General features: G+C 68.1%; 20 protein-coding genes. 8 read left to right on the top strand and 12 right to left on the bottom strand.

What is annotated here, in order from left to right; all coding sequences use genetic code 11:
* Positions 1-214 precede the first annotated feature (214 nt).
* The 7 genes from IAI54_RS21790 to IAI54_RS21760 form a co-directional block, all read right to left on the bottom strand.
* Complete coding sequence (locus tag IAI54_RS21790; RefSeq protein ID WP_187969180.1) at positions 215-2,632, bottom strand: aldehyde dehydrogenase family protein; 2,418 nt, start codon at positions 2,630-2,632, stop codon at positions 215-217.
* Positions 2,633-2,642: 10 nt separating this feature from the next.
* Complete coding sequence (gene deoC / locus IAI54_RS21785) at positions 2,643-3,656, bottom strand: deoxyribose-phosphate aldolase (RefSeq protein WP_187969179.1); 1,014 nt, start codon at positions 3,654-3,656, stop codon at positions 2,643-2,645.
* On the bottom strand, positions 3,656-4,450 hold the full coding sequence (locus IAI54_RS21780) for a purine-nucleoside phosphorylase (protein ID WP_187969178.1): 795 nt from the start codon (positions 4,448-4,450) through the stop codon (positions 3,656-3,658). The genes deoC and IAI54_RS21780 overlap by 1 nt, the downstream gene beginning before the upstream one ends.
* Positions 4,447-4,905: a cytidine deaminase gene (cdd, locus tag IAI54_RS21775; protein WP_187969177.1), complete on the bottom strand. Its 459-nt coding sequence runs from the start codon at positions 4,903-4,905 to the stop codon at positions 4,447-4,449. Before cdd ends, IAI54_RS21780 begins: the two co-directional genes overlap by 4 nt.
* Before the next feature lie 83 nt (positions 4,906-4,988).
* Entirely contained in the window at positions 4,989-5,951 is a 963-nt protein-coding gene (locus IAI54_RS21770; RefSeq protein ID WP_187969176.1) for an ABC transporter permease, read from the bottom strand.
* Between the two features lies 1 nt (position 5,952).
* Positions 5,953-7,092 (bottom strand): ABC transporter permease, encoded by a 1,140-nt coding sequence (locus IAI54_RS21765; RefSeq protein ID WP_187969175.1) that lies wholly within the window; start codon positions 7,090-7,092, stop codon positions 5,953-5,955.
* Complete coding sequence (locus tag IAI54_RS21760) at positions 7,092-8,624, bottom strand: ABC transporter ATP-binding protein (protein ID WP_187969174.1); 1,533 nt, start codon at positions 8,622-8,624, stop codon at positions 7,092-7,094. Before IAI54_RS21760 ends, IAI54_RS21765 begins: the two co-directional genes overlap by 1 nt.
* 120 nt (positions 8,625-8,744) lie before the next feature.
* Between IAI54_RS21760 and IAI54_RS21755 the strand changes: the two genes are divergently transcribed.
* From IAI54_RS21755 to IAI54_RS21740, 4 genes are all read left to right on the top strand, one after another.
* Positions 8,745-9,920: an iron-containing alcohol dehydrogenase gene (locus IAI54_RS21755; RefSeq protein ID WP_187969173.1), complete on the top strand. Its 1,176-nt coding sequence runs from the start codon at positions 8,745-8,747 to the stop codon at positions 9,918-9,920.
* Positions 9,921-9,985: 65 nt separating this feature from the next.
* Positions 9,986-10,354 (top strand): acyl-CoA thioesterase, encoded by a 369-nt coding sequence (locus IAI54_RS21750; protein WP_235679135.1) that lies wholly within the window; start codon positions 9,986-9,988, stop codon positions 10,352-10,354.
* Positions 10,351-10,557 (top strand): SlyX family protein, encoded by a 207-nt coding sequence (locus IAI54_RS21745; RefSeq protein ID WP_187969171.1) that lies wholly within the window; start codon positions 10,351-10,353, stop codon positions 10,555-10,557. Before IAI54_RS21750 ends, IAI54_RS21745 begins: the two co-directional genes overlap by 4 nt.
* 99 nt (positions 10,558-10,656) lie before the next feature.
* Positions 10,657-11,373 carry an anti-sigma factor domain-containing protein gene (locus IAI54_RS21740; protein ID WP_187969170.1) on the top strand — a complete coding sequence of 239 codons (717 nt, stop codon included), beginning with the start codon at positions 10,657-10,659 and terminating at the stop codon, positions 11,371-11,373.
* Positions 11,374-11,383: 10 nt separating this feature from the next.
* Here the strand turns inward: IAI54_RS21740 and IAI54_RS21735 are convergent, their stop codons facing one another.
* From IAI54_RS21735 to IAI54_RS21715, 5 genes are all read right to left on the bottom strand, one after another.
* Positions 11,384-12,568, bottom strand: a complete 1,185-nt coding sequence (locus IAI54_RS21735; RefSeq protein ID WP_187969169.1) for an MFS transporter — start codon at positions 12,566-12,568, stop codon at positions 11,384-11,386.
* Positions 12,569-12,725: 157 nt separating this feature from the next.
* A complete protein-coding gene (locus IAI54_RS21730; protein ID WP_187969168.1) occupies positions 12,726-13,715 on the bottom strand; it encodes a BMP family lipoprotein in 990 nt (329 codons plus the stop codon).
* Positions 13,716-13,903: 188 nt separating this feature from the next.
* Positions 13,904-14,569 carry a peptide-methionine (S)-S-oxide reductase MsrA gene (msrA, locus tag IAI54_RS21725; RefSeq protein WP_187969167.1) on the bottom strand — a complete coding sequence of 222 codons (666 nt, stop codon included), beginning with the start codon at positions 14,567-14,569 and terminating at the stop codon, positions 13,904-13,906.
* A gap of 32 nt (positions 14,570-14,601) precedes the next feature.
* On the bottom strand, positions 14,602-14,892 hold the full coding sequence (locus tag IAI54_RS21720; RefSeq protein ID WP_338021472.1) for a hypothetical protein: 291 nt from the start codon (positions 14,890-14,892) through the stop codon (positions 14,602-14,604).
* A 140-nt stretch (positions 14,893-15,032) separates the two neighbouring features.
* Positions 15,033-15,755, bottom strand: a complete 723-nt coding sequence (locus IAI54_RS21715; protein WP_187969165.1) for a hypothetical protein — start codon at positions 15,753-15,755, stop codon at positions 15,033-15,035.
* 236 nt (positions 15,756-15,991) lie between these two features.
* Here IAI54_RS21715 and fabA point away from each other — a divergent pair, with 236 nt between their 5' ends.
* From fabA to IAI54_RS21695, 4 genes are all read left to right on the top strand, one after another.
* A complete protein-coding gene (gene fabA, locus IAI54_RS21710; protein WP_187973290.1) occupies positions 15,992-16,507 on the top strand; it encodes a 3-hydroxyacyl-[acyl-carrier-protein] dehydratase FabA in 516 nt (171 codons plus the stop codon).
* A gap of 64 nt (positions 16,508-16,571) precedes the next feature.
* Positions 16,572-17,789, top strand: coding sequence for a beta-ketoacyl-ACP synthase I (fabB, locus tag IAI54_RS21705; protein ID WP_187969164.1), 1,218 nt, complete (start codon positions 16,572-16,574; stop codon positions 17,787-17,789).
* 12 nt (positions 17,790-17,801) lie between these two features.
* On the top strand, positions 17,802-18,602 hold the full coding sequence (gene fabI / locus IAI54_RS21700; protein WP_187969163.1) for an enoyl-ACP reductase FabI: 801 nt from the start codon (positions 17,802-17,804) through the stop codon (positions 18,600-18,602).
* Positions 18,603-18,709: 107 nt separating this feature from the next.
* The gene (locus IAI54_RS21695) at positions 18,710-20,239 is read left to right on the top strand and encodes a putative bifunctional diguanylate cyclase/phosphodiesterase (RefSeq protein WP_187969162.1); all 1,530 of its coding nucleotides are present in this window, start codon (positions 18,710-18,712) and stop codon (positions 20,237-20,239) included.
* Positions 20,240-20,243: the final 4 nt, after the last annotated feature.

Raw genomic sequence — 20,243 nt, 5'->3', positions numbered from 1 at the left:
AGTCGGCGGTGGCGCTCCGTCGCGCCCCCCTCTGTCCTGCCGGACATCTCCCCCACGAGGGGGGAGATTATTCGCTCGGCCGGCTTCGCCAATCGCCCAGGTCGCAGGAGGAACGCGGCGGCCGAACCTGCCGATCTCCCCCCTCGTGGGGGAGATGCCGGCAGGCAGAGGGGGGCGCCGTAGGGCGTATCCATCATGAGCGAACCAGCCACCCTCACACCCCGAACGGCGTCCAGATCGACTTGATCCGCGTCGCCCGGAACAGGAACGCCTCGCCCTGCCCCTGCGCCGGATCGAACCAGTCGCGCGCCTTGCCGTGGTTGACCCAGGTGGCCTTGAGGTTGCCGGCCGAGTCGCGCTCCACCGTGGCGCTGCCCTCCGCCGATCCGACATACCAGCAGGCGGCGACGTCGTCGTGCCTGGCCATCACGCTCGCCAGCTGGTCGCGGTCGCCGGTGATGATGTTGACCACACCGTCCGGCACGTCGGAGGTGTCGAGCACCTGATAGAGGTCACAGGCCGCCAGCGGATGGTGCTGCGAGGGCGTCACGACGACGCGGTTGCCCATGGCGATCGCCGGCGCCACCAGCGACACGAAACCCAGCAGCGGCGCCTCGTGGGGGCACGAGATGCCGATCACCTCGAAGGGTTCGGGCAGGGCCAGCGCCAGCATCCGGCCCTGCGGCGCCCGGACGCGTCCGTCATACTTGTCGGCCCAGGCCGCGTAGTGGACGATGCGGGCGACGGAGGCGGCCACCTCGCGCGCCGCCTGCTTGCCGCCGACGCCGGTCATCCGGTCGATGCGGGCGGCGAACTCCGCCGATCGCAGTTCGAGATTTTCGGCTAGGAACCACAGCACCTGCGCGCGGGCATGTCCCGTCATCTCGGACCAGGCGTCGGCCTTCCGCGCGGCCTCGACCGCGTTGCGGATGTCCTTGCGGTTGCCGTAGCCGGCCTCGGTGATCAGCCGGCCCTTCGGGTCGAGCACCGGATAGGAATAGCCTGAATCCGGACGCACCTGGCGGCCGCCGACATAGAGCTTCACGGTCCGGTCGAGCGCGCCGGAGCCCGCGCCGGGGCCGGCATCGCCGTCGACCGGCACCGGAGCCGGCAGCGCCGCGCCCGCTGGCAGCATGCGCGCCTTCTTCTCCCAGGCCGCCACCAGATATTCGAGCATGCCTTCCCGGCCGCCCTCCCGGCCGAAGCCGCTCTCCTTGTATCCGCCGAAACCGACGGCGGCGTCGAAGAGATTGGTCGAGTTGATCCAGACCACGCCGGCCTTCACCTTGCGCGCGGCGTCGAAGGCGACGTCGAGATTCTGCGACCAGATCGACGCCGCCAGCCCGTAGCGGCTGTTGTTGGCGAGCGTGATCGCTTCGCCGGGCGTGCGGAACGTCATCGACACCAGCACCGGGCCGAAAATCTCCTCCTGCGCCAGCGCCGAAGCCGGCGAGACGCCGGTGAAGAGGCTCGGCGGGAAGAAGCAGCCTCCTTCAGTCGCCTTCGCGAATGCCTCGTCGGCCCAGGAGGGCTGCCACAACGTCGCGCCCTCCGCGACGCCGGCCTCGACCTTCGCCCGGATCGACGCGATCTGCACCGGCGCGACGACGGCGCCGACGTCGGTCGACTTGTCGAGCGGCGGGCCGACGCGCAGCGTCTCCATGCGGGCGCGCAGCTTGGCGTGGAACCGGTCGGCGATGCCTTCCTGCACCAGCGCGCGCGAGCCGGCGCAGCAGACCTCGCCCTGGTTGAACCAGATGGCGTCGACGACGCCCTCGACCGCGGCATCGATGTCGGCGGTGTCGAAGACGACGAAGGGCGACTTGCCACCGAGTTCCAGCGACAGCTTCTTCCCCGTGCCCGCGGTCTGGCGCCTGAGCAGGCGGCCGACCTCGGTCGATCCGGTGAAGGCGAGCTTGGCCAGCCCCGGATGTCCCGCCACCAGCGCGCCGGTCGTTCCGCCGCCGTTGACGAGGTTGAAGACGCCCGCCGGCAGTCCCGCCTCGGCGCAGAGTTCGGCGAAGGCGAGGGCGGTGAGCGGGGTGTGCTCGGCCGACTTCAGCACCACGGTACAGCCGGCGGCGAGTGCCGGCGCCACTTTCCAGGCCAGCATCAGCAGCGGGAAGTTCCAGGGAATGATCTGGCCGCAGACGCCCGCAGGAACATGGCCGGGGAATTCGGAATCGCGCAGTTCGGCCCAGCCGGCATGATGGTAGAAGTGCCGCGCCACCAGCGGCACGTCGATGTCGCGCGTCTCGCGGATGGGCTTGCCGTTGTCGAGCGTCTCCAGCACCGCCAGGAAACGGGCGTGCTTCTGCACCTGGCGGGCGATCGCGTAGAGATGCCGCGCGCGCTCGGTGCCCGACAGCGCGGACCAGGACTTGAAGGCGGACGCGGCGGACTTGACCGCGGCATCCACGTCCTTCTCGTCCGCCTCGGCCACGTCGGCCAGCAGTTCGCCGTCGGCGGGGTTGCGCACCTCGAACGTCGCCTCGCCGGGCCTCGTGAAGCGGCCGCCGACGAAATGCCCGAAACGGCCGCCATGGCGCTTCAGCCAGGCACGGACATGGCCGTCCTCCTCCGGCGAGGGGCCGTAGTCCATGCTGTCGAGAATGGTCACGATCTTGTTCATTCCGTTGGCCTCACGCCATGCCGTGCCGATCGGCGGACGCGTACCGGCCGGTGACGAAGTGTTCGAGCTGCCGCTCGATGTCGGAGAGCAGCGCGCTGGCGCCGAAGCGGAACATGTCGGGCTCCAGCCAGTCGCGGCCCAGCTCCTCCTTCATCAGGATCAGCCAGGCCAGCGCGTCCTTGGCGGCGCGGATGCCGCCGGCCGGCTTGAAGCCGACGCGCTGGCCGGTCCGCTCCAGGAAGTCGCGGATGGCGCGCACCATCACGAGGCTCACCGGCAGCGTGGCGTTGACGCCCTCCATGCCGGTGGAGGTCTTGATGAAGTCGGAGCCGGCCATCATCGCCACCATCGACGCGCGGTAGACGTTGGTCAGCGTCTTCAGTTCGCCGGTGGCGAGGATGGCCTTCATGTGGGCCTCGCCGCAGGCCTCGCGCATGACGCTGATCTCGTCATAGAGCGCCTGCCAGTTCCCCGTCAGCGCATGGGCGCGGGTGATCACGATGTCGATCTCCCTCGCGCCCTCGCCGACCGCGTAGCGGATTTCGGCCAGCCGCTGCTCCAGCGGCGTCAGGCCGGCGGGAAAGCCCGTGGCCACCGAGGCGACCGGAATGCCCGAGCCTTCGAGCGCCTTCACGGCCGTGCGCACCATCGTCGGATAGACGCAGACCGCGCCCGTCGTCAGCCGCCGCCCGGACAGGCCCAGCGCCTCGACGAGATCGTCGCGCAGCGGATGCCTCGCCTTGGCGCAGAGCCGCTCGACGCGCCCGGGCGTGTCGTCGCCGGCCAGCGTCGTCAGGTCGATGCACTGGATCGCCTTCACCTGCCAGGCCGCCTGCCATTCCTTCTTCACCGAGCGGCGGGCGCCGAGCGTGGCGGTCCGGCGCTCGACCGCCGACAGGTTCACGTCGACCGCGTCGAACCAGTCGGCCTGGAAGGGCACGCCCTCGACGCGGGCATGCGGTTGCTCGATCCTGACGAGTCCGGTGGCGGAAGCGCCCGTCGGCTCGGCCGTTCTCGCGTTCATCACAATTCTCCGATCGCCCAGCGCAGGATCGCCGCCAGACGCGTGCCGCCCAGCGGCGCCATGTCCTTGGTCTCCTGATGCGAAAGCTCCTGGCCGGTCATGCCGGCCGCGAGGTTGGTGATCACCGAGCAGGCGGCGACCCTGAGGCCCAGGAAGCGGGCGAGGATCACCTCCGGTACGGTGGACATGCCCACCGCGTCCGCCCCGACGATCCGGGCCATGCGGATTTCGGCCGGCGTCTCGAAGGAGGGGCCGGAGAACCACATGTAGACGCCCTCGTGCAGCGGCGTGCCGGTCGCGGCGGCGGCAGCCTTCAGCGCCGCGCGGATGCCGGCGTCGTAGGCTTCGGTCAGGCCCACGAAGCGGCGGTCCGTCGGTTCGCCGAAAAGCGGGTTGGAGCCGGAAAAGTTGATGTGGTCGGTGATCAGCATCACCGAGCCCGGCCCCATCTCCGGGCGCAGCGAGCCGGCGGCATTGGTCAGGAGCAGCTTGGTCACGCCGATCCCGGCCAGCGTCTCCAGCACGGGACGCATCGCGGCGGCATTGCCGTGCTCGTAGTAATGGGCGCGGCCGGCGAGCATCAGCACCGGCACGCCGCCGAAGCGGCCGGCGACCACCTGGCCGGCGTGACCGGACACGCCGCTGACGGGAAAGCCCGGCAGGTCGCCATAGGGGATGCGCACCGCATCCTCGACTTCGTCGACGAGGGCGCCCAGGCCCGAGCCGAGCACGAGCGCGGTATCGGCGGTCCGCCCGGCCAGCCGTTCGACGAGATGATCGACCGCAGTCTTCATTTGAGCACGTCTCCCTGGAAGCCCAGGGGAAGCATGGCCCCGAGGGTCGTCGTCTCCACTATACCGCTTTCGTCGCACAGATGCAGCTTCGTGTCGGGCCGGCCGAACTCCGCCAGGCGCTGCCGGCAGCCGCCGCAGGGCGTGATCCGGGCCATGCGCTCCGCCACCACGGCCACCTCCATGATGTCGCCGCCGCCGGCCATCACGTAGTGGCCGAGCATCGTCGTCTCGGCGCACCAGCCCTCCGGATAGGACGCGATCTCGATGTTGGCGCCCGAAAAGACCCGCCCCTCCGCGGTTCGCAGCGCTGCCCCCACCGGAAACTTCGAATAGGGCGCATGCGCCTTCGCCATGGCGTCACGGGCGGCGAGGAAGAGATCGTGGGACATGGGGGCTCCGGAAGAGTGTGGCAGTCGGCAGTCGGCAGTCGGCAGTCGAGATGGTTTCGTTCTCATTCGAAGGCAACGATGGTTCTGGCGGTCGTCGTCCGGACCCACCTGGTCCCGACTGCCGACTGCCGACTGCCCAATCCCGCCCCTCACCTCTCCTTCACATACGCCACCCCGCCCGCCTTCGGCGGAATGGCGCGGCCGATGAAGCCGGCGAGCAGGATGACGGTGAGCACGAAGGGCAGGGCGTTGATGAGCTGCACCGGCACGCGGCCGACCAGCGGCCAGTCCATGCCCTGGAAGCGGATCGAGGAGGCTTCCAGGAAGCCGAACAGCAGGCAGGCGAACATCGCCGGCACCGGCTTCCACTTGGCGAAGATCAGCGCCGCCAGCGCGATGAAGCCCTTTCCGGCCGTCATGTCCTTCACGAAGCCGGCGTTCTGCGCGACGGACAGATAGGCGCCGGCGACCCCGGTGAGCACGCCGGTAATGATCACCGCCCGGTAGCGCAGCCAGGTCACCGAGATGCCGGCAGTATCGACGGCGGCCGGATTCTCGCCCACCGCGCGCAGCCGCAGGCCGAAGCGGGTGCGGAACAACGCCCACCAGGTGAAGGGAACCATGAAGAAGGCGAAATAGACCAGGATGGAGTGGCCGGAGACGATGTCGGAGTAGATCGGCCCGAGCACCGGCACGTCCTTTACCGCCTCGGCCCCGTAGAGTTCGATCGGCTCGAACCGAGCGTCGCCGGCGAGCGATGGGGTGCGCCCTCCCTGCCGGAACCAGGCCTGGCCGAGGATGATGGTCGAGCCTGCCGCGACGAAATTGATCGCCACGCCGGAAACGATCTGGTTGCCGCGATGCGTGATCGACGCGAAGCCGTGCACGAGCGCGAGAAACACGGCGACGAGGATGGCGGCCGAGAGACCGATCCAGGCGGATCCCGACGCGGCGGCGGCGGCGGCGCCGGCGAAGGCGCCGGCGAGCATCTTGCCTTCGAGCCCGATGTCGAAGACGCCCGAACGCTCCGAATAGAGCCCGGCGAGACAGGCGAGCAGCAGCGGCACGGAGACGCGAACCGTCGCATCGAGCAGCTGGACCAGCGTATCCATCTCAGGCTCCTTCCCGCTTCGCCGCGTTCATGCCCATCGATTTCGGCGCCAGGCTCGCCAGCACCGCCTGCAGGCTCGGCCGGAACATGTGCTCCAGGGCGCCCGCAAACAGGATCACCAGGCCCTGGATGATAACGATCATGTCGCGCGAGATGTTGGGCATGACGAAGGAGATTTCCGCTCCGCCCTGGTAGAGCATGCCGAACAGGATCGCCGCCGGCACGATGCCGGCCGGATGCGAGCGGCCCATCAGCGCCACCGCGATGCCGACGAATCCCGCCCCGGTGACGAAGTCGAGCTGCAGCCGGTGCTGGTCTCCCATGACCGGGTTCAGCGCCATCATGCCGGCCAGCGCGCCGGAGATCATCATGGTGACGACGATGATGCGCGCCTCGCCGATGCCGGCATACTTCGCAGCCTTGGGGCTGAAGCCGTAGGTGCGGATCTCGTAGCCGAGCTTCGTGCGCCAGATCAGCACCCAGACGACCACGGCCATCACCAGCGCGAGCAGGAAGGACAGGTTGAGCGGCGTCGAGCGGATCGTGGCGCCGAACAGTTCGAGCAACCAGTCGAGCTTGGGCAGCCAGGCGTCCTGCGCGAAGGTGCGAGTCTGCGGCGCCATCGAGTTCATCGGCTTCAGCGGCCCGACCAGCAGGTAGACCATGAGACTGGCGGCGATGAAGTTGAACATGATCGTGGTGATGACGATGTGGCTGCCGCGCTTGGCCTGCAGGATGGCCGGGATCATCGCCCAGAAGGCGCCGATCGCCGCGCTTCCGAGGATGGCGAGCGGGAAGTTCACCCACCAGGGAAAGACGCCGTCGAAGGACAGGCAGACGATGGCGACGCCGAGCCCGCCGATATAGGCCTGTCCCTCGCCGCCGATGTTGAAGAGGCCGCAATGAAAGGCCACCGCCACGGCGAGGCCCGTGAAGATGAAGCTCGTCGCGTAGTAGAGCGTGTAGCCGATGCCCGCACCCGATCCGAAGGCGCCCTTGAGGAGCAGCGTCGCGGCCTGGACCGGGCTTTCGCCGACGAGCAGCACGACCAGCCCGGCGACGGCGAAGGCGACGGCGAGGTTGATCAGCGGGATCAGGCCGTAGTCGGCCCAGGCCGGCAGCTTGGCATAGGGCGTAGCCATTATTCAGCAGCCTCCCGGGTTTCCACGCCGGCCATCAGCAGGCCGAGCTCGCCTTCCGTTGCATCGGGGCCGCGCTCGCCCACCACGCGGCCGTCGAACATCACCAGGATGCGGTCCGACAGAGAGCGGATCTCGTCGAGTTCGACGGAGACGAGGAGGACGGCCTTGCCGCGGTCGCGCATGGCGATCAGCTGCTTGTGGATGAACTCGATCGCACCGACGTCGACGCCGCGGGTCGGCTGGCCGACGATCAGCACGCCCGGATCGTGCTCCATCTCGCGCGCCAGCACGATCTTCTGCTGGTTGCCGCCGGAAAAATTCGCCGTCTTCAGGCGGCAGTCGGCAGGGCGGATGTCGTACTTCTGGATCTTGTCGCGCGCGTCGGCGCGTATGGCGTCGATGTTCAGGAACGGACCATTCAGGAACTTGGGATCGTCGTGGTAGCCGAGCATCGCGTTCTCGTTCTCCTCGAAGGGCAGGACGAGACCGACGTGATGGCGGTCTTCCGGCACGTGGGCGAGACCGCGGTCGCGCAGCTCGCCGGGATCGGCGGCACCGGTCACGTCGATCGGCGTGCCGTCGAGCAGGACGCTGCCGGAGACGGCCTTGCGGATGCCGGCGATCGTCTCGATCAGCTCGGACTGGCCGTTGCCCGCAACCCCTGCGATGCCCACGATCTCGCCCGCGCGCACGTCGAACGACACGTTCTCGACCATGGTCACGCCGCGGGAATCCCTCACCGTCAGGCCTTGCACCGACAGCTTGACCGCAGCCGGCTTCGGCTCGCCCTTGTCGACGCGCAGGAGCACGCGACGGCCGACCATCAGTTCGGCCAGTTCCTCGACCGTCGTCTCGGCGGTCCTGCGGGTGGCGACGATCGTCCCCTGCCGCATGACGGAGACGTTGTCCGTGACGGCCATGATCTCGCGCAGCTTGTGTGTGATCAGGACGACGGTCTTGCCCTCGTCCTTCAGCATGCGCAGGATGCGGAACAGGTGATCTGCCTCGGCCGGCGTCAGCACCCCGGTCGGCTCGTCGAGGATCAGGATCTCGGCGCCGCGGTACAGCGCCTTCAGAATCTCGACCCGCTGCTGAAGGCCGACCGCGAGTTCCTCGATCACGGCGTCGGGGTCGACCTCCAGTCCGTAGTCCTTCTCGAGCCTGTGCAGTTCCGCGCGCGCCCGCGCGATGCCCGCATTGAGCAGCTGCGATCCTTCGGCTCCGAGAATTATGTTTTCCAGAACCGTGAAATTCTCGACGAGCATGAAGTGCTGGTGGACCATGCCGATGCCGGCCGCGATGGCGTCGTTGGGAGTCCTGATCTCGGCCCTGGCGCCATCGACGAAGATTGCGCCGCTGTCTGCCTGGTAGAAGCCGTAGAGAATCGACATCAGCGTCGACTTTCCGGCGCCGTTCTCGCCGATGATGCCGTGGATCGTTCCTTTCGGAATCTCGATATGGATGTCGCGGTTGGCATGGACCGCGCCGAAACTCTTGTTGATGCCCTTGAGTTCGATTGCAGCTGGCGCCATGCAACCGTATCCCCTCATTTTTTATCGTTTGATCAAAGTTGCTAACACGCCGCGCCGTGGTTGCCAATCGACCGCCGGCCACTCTCGACAAAAGGCTCCCGGCTTGTCAATTTCCGCGCCATGACAAATCCGGCATTCCCCTCCTTCACCTTCAACACCACTCCTTCCATCGTCTTCGAGAACGGCGCCGCCAGACGGCTCGCTGCGATCGCGGGCAGACGGCTCGGGCCGTCGGTCCTGTTCGTGACCGATCCCGGCCTGCGGAGACTCGGCCTCTGCGACCCGGCCCTCTCCTCCCTCCACGAGGCCGGGCTGTCGGTCACGGTCTTCGATCAGGTCGAGGCCGATCCCTCCCTCGCCACGCTCATGACCGCGGTGGAGGCCGGACGGTCCGCCGGTGCGACCGGCGTGGTCGGCTTCGGCGGCGGTTCGTCCCTCGACGTCGCCAAGCTCGCCGCGTTGCTGATCGGCTCGGACGAGGAACTCGACGGCGCCTGGGGCGTGGGCAACGCGAAGGGGCCGCGCCTGCCTCTGGTCCTCGTCCCCACGACGGCCGGCACGGGCTCTGAAGTGACCCCGGTCTCCATCATCACCGTCGGCGACGAGGAGAAGCGCGGCGTCTCCTCGCCCGTCATCCTGCCCGACGTCGCCGTGCTCGACGCGGAGCTGACGCTCGGCCTGCCGCCCGCGATCACCGCTGCGACCGGCATCGACGCCATGGTCCATGCCATCGAAGCCTTTGCCTCGAAGAACGCGAACAACAACCCGCTGTCGCGCAGCCTGGCGAAGCAGGCGCTGCAGCTCCTGGGGGCCAACATCGAGACGGCGGTGAACGACGGCCGCAACATCGCCGCGCGCGGCGCCATGCTGCTCGGTTCGATGCTCGCCGGACAGGCCTTCGCCAACTCCCCCGTCGCCGCCGTGCACGCGCTCGCCTATCCGATCGGCGGGACGTTCCACATCCCGCACGGGCTGTCGAACGCGCTCGTGCTGCCGCACGTGCTGCGCTTCAACGCGCCGGACGCCGCGCACCTCTATGCGGAGATCGCATGCGATGCCTTCCCGGACCTGACCCGGGAGGAAGGCGTGCAGGGCCGCTGCGCCGCCTTCATCGAGGCGCTCGCCGCGCTGTCGGCCCGGGTCGGGCTGCAGCCGCGCCTGCGCGACGTCGGCATCGGCGAGGAACACCTGGCGAAGATGGCGTCCGACGCCATGAAGCAGCAGCGGCTGCTCGTCAACAATCCGCGACCGGTGAGCGAAGCGGACGCGCTGGCCATCTACCGCGCGGCCTGGTGATGGAGCGCCCGACCGCCGGCATCCGCGCCGCATACCGTGCGTTCCGATCCATCCCGACGCGGTGGATGGACAACGACGTCTACGGCCACATGAACAACGTGGTGCATTATTCGCTGTTCGACACGGCGGTGAACGGCTGGCTGATCGAGCAGGGGGTGCTCGACTTCCACGGCGGCGACCAGATCGGCCTCGTCGTGGAGACCGGCTGCCGGTATTTTTCGGAGATGGCGTTTCCCGACGTCGTGACGGCCGGCCTGCGCGTCGCGCGGATCGGGTCGAGTTCCGTGCGCTACGAGGTCGGGCTGTTCCGCAACGACGAGGAGACGGCGGCCGCGGAGGGCTTCTTCATCCATGTCTACGTGAACCGCGAAAGCCGCCGGCCGCAGCCGCTGAGTGGGCCGCTGCGCGCGGCGCTCGAGGGGATTGCGGCGTGACGGATGACGACCGCATCGCCCGGCTCGAAGCGATCCTGGCCGAGCAGGAGCGGACCATCGAGGAGCTCTCCGGTCAGCTCGCGGAACAATGGACCGTCGTCGACAGGCTGCGCCGGAAGCTCGACGTGCTCACGGAGCGCTTCCTCGCGGTCGAGGAGCAAAGCGGCGCGGACGTTCCGGTGACCAAACCGCCGCACTGGTAGCGTCGACGCCGAGACGGTCGCCCGATCCGCGGTTCCGCCGGGAGCCCGGATGCGTTATGCTTGCAGCGTCCCGGGAGGACCGGTTTCGGAACGGACGGCATGAGCGGCGACGGCGATCGACACGGGCGGGCGGGAGACTACGTCATGGGCCGGATGGCCCCGGCCGAGCGCGAGCGCGCGGAGCGCGACCTCGAACGCGATCCGAAGTTCCGCGAGGCGGTGCTTCGGCTTTCGGAGCGCATCAGGCGCAGCGACGCCATTGCCGATCGTGACCTGTGGCGCGCCGTCGAGGCCGGCTTGGGCAGCCTGCCGCAGATGCGCGCGGCGGTGCCGACGGCTTCTGCCGAGCGGACGCGCCGCCGCGCCGGCGCCGCTGCCTCGCAGGCACAGCCAGGCTGGAAGGGCGCGCTGCTCCTCGCTTGCGCGGCCGCGGCCTGCGGCGCGAGCTACGTGGCGGGCGAGAGGCAGGCGCGATCCGTGACGCCCGATCTCGTCGTCACTCTTGCCGACCCGCAGGGCGGCGTCGGTGGCATCCTCGAAATCGGCCGGGAGAACATGATCCGCTTCGTGCCCTTGGATCTCGGCACCGCGTCCGACGGTTCGCCGCTCCAGCTCTGGACGATCTATGACGACGCGATCGGCTTCGTGGCGCTCGGCGCGCTCGGCCCCGCCGGGGTGACGCGCTGGCGCGGACCCGAGCTTCCTCCTCCGCGAGCAGGGCAGCGCTATGTGGCCGCCGCGGGAGACGGCACGGCGTCGCTCCGGACCGGCCCGTTCCCGTTCGAGGGCACCGCGCGTCCCGTCGCCGGCCGCTGACAGCGCAGGCTCAGACCGCCGGCCGGGCAGCGCGCAGCATCGGGGCGAGGCACAGCGCGCCGAGCAGTGACACGACGGCCAGGAACCAGCCGAAGCCCGGCCAGGCGAATTCGGAGATGACGTAGCCGGCGAGCGGCGGCCCGATCAGCGTGCCGAGCCCGCCGGATTGCGCCACGAGACCGATGCCCACCGCCACCGAGCCTCCGGCCGGAACCACCGAGGGGATGCTGGCGAACAGCGCCGAGGCGACGATGCCCCCCGCGATCGCGAACACGACCGCGGCGGCTGTCGCGACCACCGGATCGGGCGAAGAGAAGAAGGGCACCGCCGAGGCCGCGCCGGCGAGGAATCCGGCGACGGTCAGCCAGGCGATGAAACGCGCGCTCCGTCCTTCGACGAGGACGCCGGCCAGCACGTTGCCGAAGGGCACGAGCAGTGCCACGAAACCGGCCGACAGCAGGATCGCGCTTGTGCCGTCGCCGGCGAAGCTGGGCAGGAACGAGAAGAAGCCGAGCGACAGCACGACGTAGGCGCCGAAGGCCGCAGCCACCGCGCCCACGGGGACGGTGAAGGTGGAACCAATGGTCGCCGGGACCCGGTCGGCCGCCGGATCGCCGCCCACAGGCCTCAGGCCGAGCGCCAGCACTGCCGCTGCGGCCGCGCTGGCGGCGAAGCAGAGAGCCACGATCATCAGATAGGTCGGCGGGGAAACAGCCGGCAGCAGCGCGGCGGCCGCGAAATCCGCGAAGGCGTAGCCGAGGGGCACGAAGCCGCCCCAGACGGCCAGCGCCGGCGCCTTCAGCCGCTCGGGCGCGAGCGCGGCGAGCAGGGCCGGCGTGGCGATCACGATCACCAGGTATCCCAGCGCTTCGACGAGCCGGCCCGACAGCACGGCGGCCGGCGTCTCGAAGCTCGCCAGCATCACGCCGCCGAGCGCCAGCGCCGCGGACGAGCCTACGAAGGAGGCGTACATGCCGGCGCGGTCGATGGCGAAGGCGGCAGGCAGCGCGGCGAGGGCGACGAAGAGGCCGAGCGTCGAGGTCAGCCAGCCGATCGTGACCAGCGAATAGCCGGCCTCCCGCTGATACCACTCGACCAGCGGCGCGATCTTGGCCAGCTGTGCGCCGGCGAGGATGCCTGCGAGCAACAGCATGACGAGGGCCGCGATGCGGCGGGCGCTTCCGTTCGATGTCATGATCCGGCTCACTCATGTCGGCCGAATCGAAGGCGGCCCTGACGATGATCCAAACTACAAGGCAGCGGCCGGCCGCCACAACTGGTGACACGGGCGGGGTCCAAAACAAAACCGCCGGGCACGAGGCCCGGCGGCGCAAACGGATCGCGATCCGTAATCAGTAGGGGCAGGAATTGTCCGACATGTAGTCGTGCACCTGGACGGTGCCGGCGATGATGTCGGCCTTGGCCTTCTCCACCGCTTCCAGCATTTCCTGGCTGACGAGTTCCTTGTTGTTCTCGTCCATGGCGTAGCCGACGCCGTCCTCGGCGAGGCCGAGAACGTTGAAGCCGTAGGTGAACTGGCCGTTCTTGGCGTCGTTGAAGGCGTTATAGACGGCGACGTCGACGCGCTTCAGCATCGAGGTGAGTACCTTGCCCGGCTGCAGGCCGTTCTGGTTCGAATCGACGCCGATGCCGAGCTTGCCCGCGTCCGCCGCCGCCTGGAGCACGCCCACGCCGGTACCGCCGGCGGCCGCGTAGATCACGTCCGCGCCCTGGTCCATCTGCGCCTTGGCGATCTCGCCGCCCTTGGTCGGGTCGTTCCAGGCAGCCGGCGTGTCGCCGGTCATGTTCTGGAACACGTCCGTCGCGCCAGCCGCCTTGGCGCCGCCGACATAGCCGCAGCCGAACTTGCGGATCAGCGGGATGTCCATGCCGCCGATGAAGCCCACCTTCTTGGACTCCGATGCCATCGCGGCCATGACGCCGACCAGGTAGGAGCCCTCGTGCTCCTTGTAGACCACCGAGCGGACGTTCGGCGCGTCGACGACCATGTCGATGATGGCGAAGTTGGTCTCGGGATACTCGGCCGCCACCTTCTCCAGCGCCGCCGCCCAGGAGAAGCCCGCCATCACGATCGGGTTGCGGCCGTCGTCGGCGAAGCGCTGCAGCGCCTGCTCGCGCTGGGCATCGTTGGAAATCTCGAACTCGACGTACTCGATGCCGCTTTCGGCCTTGAACTTCTCGGCGCCGTTATAGGCGGCTTCGTTGAACGACTTGTCGAACTTGCCGCCCAGATCGTAGATGATCGCGGGTGCGATGTCGGCCGCGAAAGCCGGCAGGGACAGTGCAGTTGCGGCCATCAGGCCAAGGACGAGACGCTTCATGTGATCCACACCCTGTTGGTTTTTCCAATCGGTTTCTTGTCAGGCCCGTCTGCGCCGGTCGTCACCCGCGCATGAGGTCCGGCAGGGGCTCGCGGCCCCCGCTCTTCCTCACTCTTGCACGGCCCATGGCAAAACTCACGCGGATTTTTTGACCTTCCGGAAAAGGCCCCGAGTGTCGCGGCGCCCGATCATTCGGCCGCGACGCCCGGGATCGGGCATGACACGCCCGTCCCGCGCAGGCCGCAATATCCGCCGGGATTCTTGCTCAGATACTGCTGGTGCTCGGTCTCGGCATAGTAGAACTCCGGAGCCTGCGCGATCTCCGTCGTGACCTTGCCACGGCCGGCACGGCGCAGTTCCCGCTCGTAGGCGTCGCGCGAGGCGAGCGCCTGGTCGAGCTGTTCCGCCGTGGTCGCGTAGATGGTCGAGCGGTAGGTCGTGCCGACGTCGTTGCCCTGGCGCATGCCCTGCGTCGGATCGTGGCTCTCCCAGAAGATCTTCAGGAGATCGGCGAAGGAGACCTCGGCCGGATCGTAGACCACCTTCACCACCTCGGCATGGCCGGTCATGCCGGTGCAGGTCTCCGGATAGGTCGGGTTCGGCGTGTAGCCGCCCTGGTAGCCGACGGCCGTCACCCAGACGCCCGGCGTCTGCCAGAACAGCCGCTCCGCGCCCCAGAAGCAGCCCATCCCGAAATAGGCCGTTTCGAGCCCCCCCGGATAGGGTCCTTTCAGCGGACGCCCGTTGACGTCGTGCACCCGCGCCGTCGGCAGCGGCGCGTCGCGGCCGCGCAGAGCGCTTTCGGGGGTGGGCATGGTCTGCTTCTTGTTGAGGAGATCACCGAGAAAGAACATTTCATCTCTCCGAAGGACTGGACATGGTCGGCTCAGGCACGAACGCGCCCGGAGCGGTGTTGGGGCCGGCGTCCGATCGCATAGAACAGCAACGCCATGGCGAGGAACGCGACGAAACCGGGCAGGTTCAGGACGGACACGATCACGGGATCCCACAGCCCGGCCAGCACGTAGCGCTGGATCACCGCCTGCGCGAGATTGAGCGTTTCCGGAGAGACGGCGAACCAGCTCGTTCCCAGGGGCGTCAGGACGAGTTCCGACGCCGCGATCGAACGCGTCGCATCAGCGACCGCGAGTATGACCGCAGCAGCCAGCGACACCACCGCAACAAACCGAAAAAGGAAACGTATCACACCTGTCGCCTCGGGAGATTGCCGCGGCCAAGTCTAGCGTTGCCGCGGAAGTATGGCCATGGCTGCCGTGCTTCAATCGATACACGCGAAAGTGAGATCCGGACCGAAGGTCATGTGGCAGAGCCCGTCCCGGCGCGGCGGATCCGCTTCATGGCGGCCACGATGCCTGCCACGAAACCGGCGAGGACGAGGAGGAGGCCGACCGCAGCGGCAAAGTAACCGCAGCCGCCTTCGAAACAGGAGATCCCAAGACGTTCGGCGAGGAACGCGCCGAAAGGGAACCCGACGATGCCGCCGAGCACGGCGCCGGCGACGCCGCCGAGGAGCGCCCCAAGGACGGTGCCTGCGGTCGAGGCCGGACGGGTTGCGGCCGGCGGGGACGGCGCCGCGTCATCGGGCGCGGTCGTATCGGGCAGCCGCAGCGCGTGGACGATCAGCGCGATGCCGACGACGAACTCGACGCCTGGAAGGATCAGCCCCGCCGCCGTCGTGACGAAGTTGCCGTAGAGGGTCGCAAAGCCGACGGAGGCCGCGATCGCAACGAGGTTAAAGGACTGCCAGCCGAGGAAGCCGCGTCGCAGCGCACGCGACCGGGACCGCGCCGCGAGCATGACCCAGCCACCCCATAACAGGTTGACCACCGCCACCGCGATGCCAGCCTGGAGATAGGCCGTCACCGCGGGCGGCAGCGATGCATCCGAGGCGATCGGAAGCATGGAGTAGAGCCCGCGGAGCGACAACAGCATGGTCAGTGCCACCCAGGCGATCTGCGGTGTCCAGCCCCATCCTCCGCCGCCCCGCGCGCCCGCGCGTGTCGCATCCGTTCCGTTCATCGGCCGATCCCACCCTCGGCCTTAAGCGAACGCCAGCGGCGATGCGCTGTCAAGCGCGGCCGGCCTGCGGGAATGCGCCCGGAACGAGCTCAGGCTGCGGCCTTGCGCCCACGGACACGGCCTCGCGCATTGACCCCCGGTCGGCATCGCGATAAGCGCAGGCGACGATTTCGCGGCGGGACGTGCAAATCCCGACCTGATCGGCAGGAAGCCGGCGACGAATGGGGAAGGAACAGATGGCGGAGCAGAAATCAAGCTACGGCTACGAGGACCTGCTGGCTTGCGCCCGGGGCGAACTGTTCGGACCTGGCAATGCGCAATTGCCCGCTCCGCCGATGCTGATGTTCGACCGCATCACCGACATCAGCGAGACCGGCGGCGAGCATGGCAAGGGGTACATCCGCGCCGAATTCGACATCCGGCCCGACCTGTGGTTCTTCCCCTGTCACTTCATCGGCAACCCGATCATGCCCGGCTGCCTCGGTCTCGACGCCATGTGGCAGCTGACGGGCTTTTACCTCGGCTGGTTGGGCGAGCCGGGCAAGGGCATGGCACTTTCGACCGGCGAGGTGAAGTTCAAGGGCATGGTGACGCCGTCGGTGAAGCTCGTCCAATACGGCGTGGACTTCAAGCGCGTCATGCGCGGCCGTCTCGTGCTCGGCATCGCCGACGGCTGGCTGAAGGCTGATGGCGAGACCATATACCATGCGTCCGACCTGAAGGTCGGTCTGTCCAAGCAGGGCGCAGCCTGACACGATCGCTGTTCGTCGGTCGCATGCGCGACTCCCGGGCGGCACAGCGGAGAGGAGCTCCATCATGAGACGAGTGGTCGTGACCGGGCTGGGGATCGTATCCTCGATCGGCAACGATGCGGCGGAAGTCGAGGCCTCGCTGCGCGACGCCCGGTCCGGCATCAGCTTTTCGGAATCCTTTGCGGAGCATGGTTTCCGCTGCCAGGTCTGGGGACGCCCCACACTCGACCCGACGGAGCTGGTCGACCGCCGCGCGATGCGCTTCCTGTCGAAGGGCGGCGCATGGAACCACGTCGCGATGGACCAGGCGATCCGCGATTCCGGACTCGAACAGGGCGACATCACCAACGAGCGGACCGGTATCGTGATGGGCTCCGGCGGCCCCTCGACGCGCACCATCGTCGAAGCCGCCGAGATCACCAACAAGAACAATTCACCCAAGCGGATCGGCCCCTTCGCCGTGCCGAAGGCGATGTCCTCGACCGCTTCGGCCACGCTTGCCACCTGGTTCAAGATCCACGGCGTCAACTATTCCATCTCCTCGGCCTGCTCGACCTCGGCGCACTGCATCGGCAATGCCTACGAGCTGATCCAGTGGGGCAAGCAGGACGTCATGTTCGCGGGCGGCCATGAGGATCTCGAATGGTCGATGTCGAACCTGTTCGACGCCATGGGCGCCATGTCGTCCAAGTTCAACGATCGCGCCGCCGTGGCGAGCCGCGCCTATGACGTCGACCGCGACGGTTTCGTCATCGCCGGCGGCGCCGGCGTGCTCGTCCTCGAGGAACTCGAGCACGCCAGGGCGCGTGGCGCGAAGATCTATGCCGAGGTCGTCGGCTACGGCGCCACGTCCGACGGATACGACATGGTCGCGCCGTCGGGCGAGGGCGCGGTGCGCTGCATGAAGCAGGCGATCGCCACCGTCGACGGGCCGGTCGACTACATCAACACGCACGGCACCTCGACCCCGGTCGGTGACCAGCGCGAGATCGGCGCCATCCGCGAGGTGTTCGGCGACAGGATCCCGCACATCTCCTCGACCAAGTCGCTCACGGGCCATTCGCTCGGGGCCGCCGGCGTCCAGGAATCGATCTACTCGATCCTGATGATGCAGGCGGGGTTCATCGGCAAGAGCGCGCATATCGACACGCTCGACCCGGAATTCGAGGACGTGCCGATCGTGCGGGAGCGGATCGACGGCGCGAAGCTCGACACGGTCCTGTCCAACTCCTTCGGCTTCGGCGGCACCAACGCCACCCTCGTCTTTCAGCGGCACGCATAGGGCAGACCGGTCATGCAGGACCTGATGAAGGGCAAGCGCGGGCTCGTGATGGGCGTCGCCAACGACCATTCCATCGCGTGGGGAATAGCCAAGCGGCTCGCCGGACAGGGCGCCGAACTCGCCTTCACCTATCAGGGCGAGGCGTTCGGCCGGCGGGTCAAGCCGCTCGCGGACTCGCTCGGCGCCGGGCTCGTCCTGCCCTGCGACGTCGAAGACACCGCCTCGATGGATGCCGTCTTCACTCGCCTTTCGGACGCGTGGGGCGGGATCGACTTCCTCGTCCACGCCATCGGCTTCTCCGACAAGAACGAGCTCAAGGGCCGGTACGCCGACACCACGCGCGACAATTTCGTGCGCACGATGGTCATCTCGTGCTTCTCCTTCACAGAGGTCGCGCGCCGCGCCGCGGCACTGATGACGACGGGCGGATCGCTGCTGACGCTGACCTATGCGGGGTCGGTGCGCGTCATGCCCAACTACAACGTCATGGGCGTCGCCAAGGCGGGGCTGGAGGCGAGCGTCCGATACCTCGCCAATGATTTCGGTCCCGCCGGCATCCGCGTGAACGCGCTGTCGGCCGGTCCGGTGCGGACGCTCGCGGGCGCCGGCATTGCCGATGCGCGGCACATGTTCGCCTACCAGGCGCGCAATGCGCCGCTGCGCCGGACGGTGGACATCGACGAGATCGGCGGTTCCGCGCTCTACCTCCTGTCCGATCTCTCCTCCGGCGTGACCGGGGAGATCCACTATGTCGACAGCGGCTACCACATCGTCTCGATGCCGGCGCTGGAAGAACTCAAGAAGGGCGAGTGATTCCGCCATCTACCGATAAATCCGGGCATCGCTAAAGCTTTACGCATCGCCTGCACCAAAATTTCAGCGGACCCGGCCTAGGGTGCTCCGGAATTGGGGAACTCGGCATGGCAGCGGTAAGCAATCCGAACAGGACACCGGTCTTCAGGCTGATCACGATCGCAGCCGCGGGCCTCGGAAGCCTGTTGCTCGGTATCTGGGCCCTGAAGTTCGGTCTGCTCGAGAACGTCACCCGGCTGGAGCCTGCGGTGCTCGGCGGCGTCATCGCGGCGCTCTGCGCTCTGGCGGCCGCCGGTACGGCCCTGTCATTCTTCGCCGGCGTCGACGAATCGGCGAGCTACGTGTTCCAGGAGACCCAGATCGACAAGCTGACGGGCTTCCATTCGCGCAACGCCATGATCGGCAAGATCGCCGAGGCCGCAGCCAGCACGGCGCGGACCGGCGACCCGGTCTACATGATCGACCTCGACATCGACCGCTTCAAGCAGATCAACGACGCGATCGGCTACAGCCAGGGCGACCAGCTGATCCGCGCCTTCGCACGGCGGCTGAAGAAGAACCTCCCCGAGGGGCTCGAGATCGGCCGCATCGGCGCGGGCGAGTTCGCGGTGCTCGTGCCCGAGAGCAAGGTCGCCGAACGCATCGACCGGATGGTGGAGGCGCTGCTCGAGGAACTGGCCAAGCCCTACAAGCTCGCCACGCACCAGCAGACGGTCAACCTGTCGGCCGGTCTCGTGGCCCTGCCCAAGGACGGGCGGGATCCGATCATCCTGCTGCGCCGCTCCAACCTGGCGCTTCAGAACGCCCGCGCGGCCGGGGTGGGCAACTGGGCGGTGTTCCAGGACACGATGGGGCAGGTGGCAGAGTATCGCCAGTGGCTCGAATCGGAGCTCCACGTCGCCTTCCAGCGTGGCGACTTCGACCTGCACTACCAGCCGCAGATGGACCTGATGAAGGGCCGCGTCGTCGGCTACGAGGCGCTCCTGCGCTGGAATCATCCCGAGCGCGGCTCCATCCCGCCGATGGAGTTCGTCCCGATCGCCGAGGAGACCGGCATGATCGGGCCGATCGGCGAGTGGGTGCTGCACAAGGCTTGCGCCGACGCGCATTCCCTCCCCGACGACTGCTTCGTCGCCGTCAACATCTCGCCCGTCCAGTTCATGACGAAGGACTTCGTCCGCTTCGTGAAGTCGGTGCTCGACAAGACCGGGCTCGACCCGAAGCGGCTCGAGCTCGAGGTCACCGAGACGGCGATGATGCAGGACAAGGAGCGCGCCGCCGCGATGCTGCGCCAGCTTTCGGCGCTCGGCATCTCGGTCGCGGTCGACGATTTCGGCACCGGCTATTCCAACCTGTCCTACCTGATCGACTTCCAGTTCCAGAAGCTGAAGATCGACAAGTCCTTCGTCAGCCGCATCGAGAAGGACAATGGCGGCGCCGTCGTCTCCACGATCGTCGGCCTGTCACGGGCGCTCGGGGTGCACACCATCGCGGAAGGCGTGGAAACCGAGAACCAGGCCGCGCTGCTGCGCGCCGCCGGCTGCGAGGTCTTCCAGGGCTATCTCTACGGTCGCCCGGGGCCGCTGGTCATCCACGACGGCAAGCCGATCGAACTGCCGTCCGCCGCCATCCACTGACACC

The sequence above is a fragment of the Aquibium microcysteis genome, assembly GCF_014495845.1.
Classification (GTDB): domain Bacteria; phylum Pseudomonadota; class Alphaproteobacteria; order Rhizobiales; family Rhizobiaceae; genus Aquibium; species Aquibium microcysteis.
Note: the sequence above shows the minus strand (reverse complement) of the source record. Positions and strands in the feature narration are given on the sequence as shown.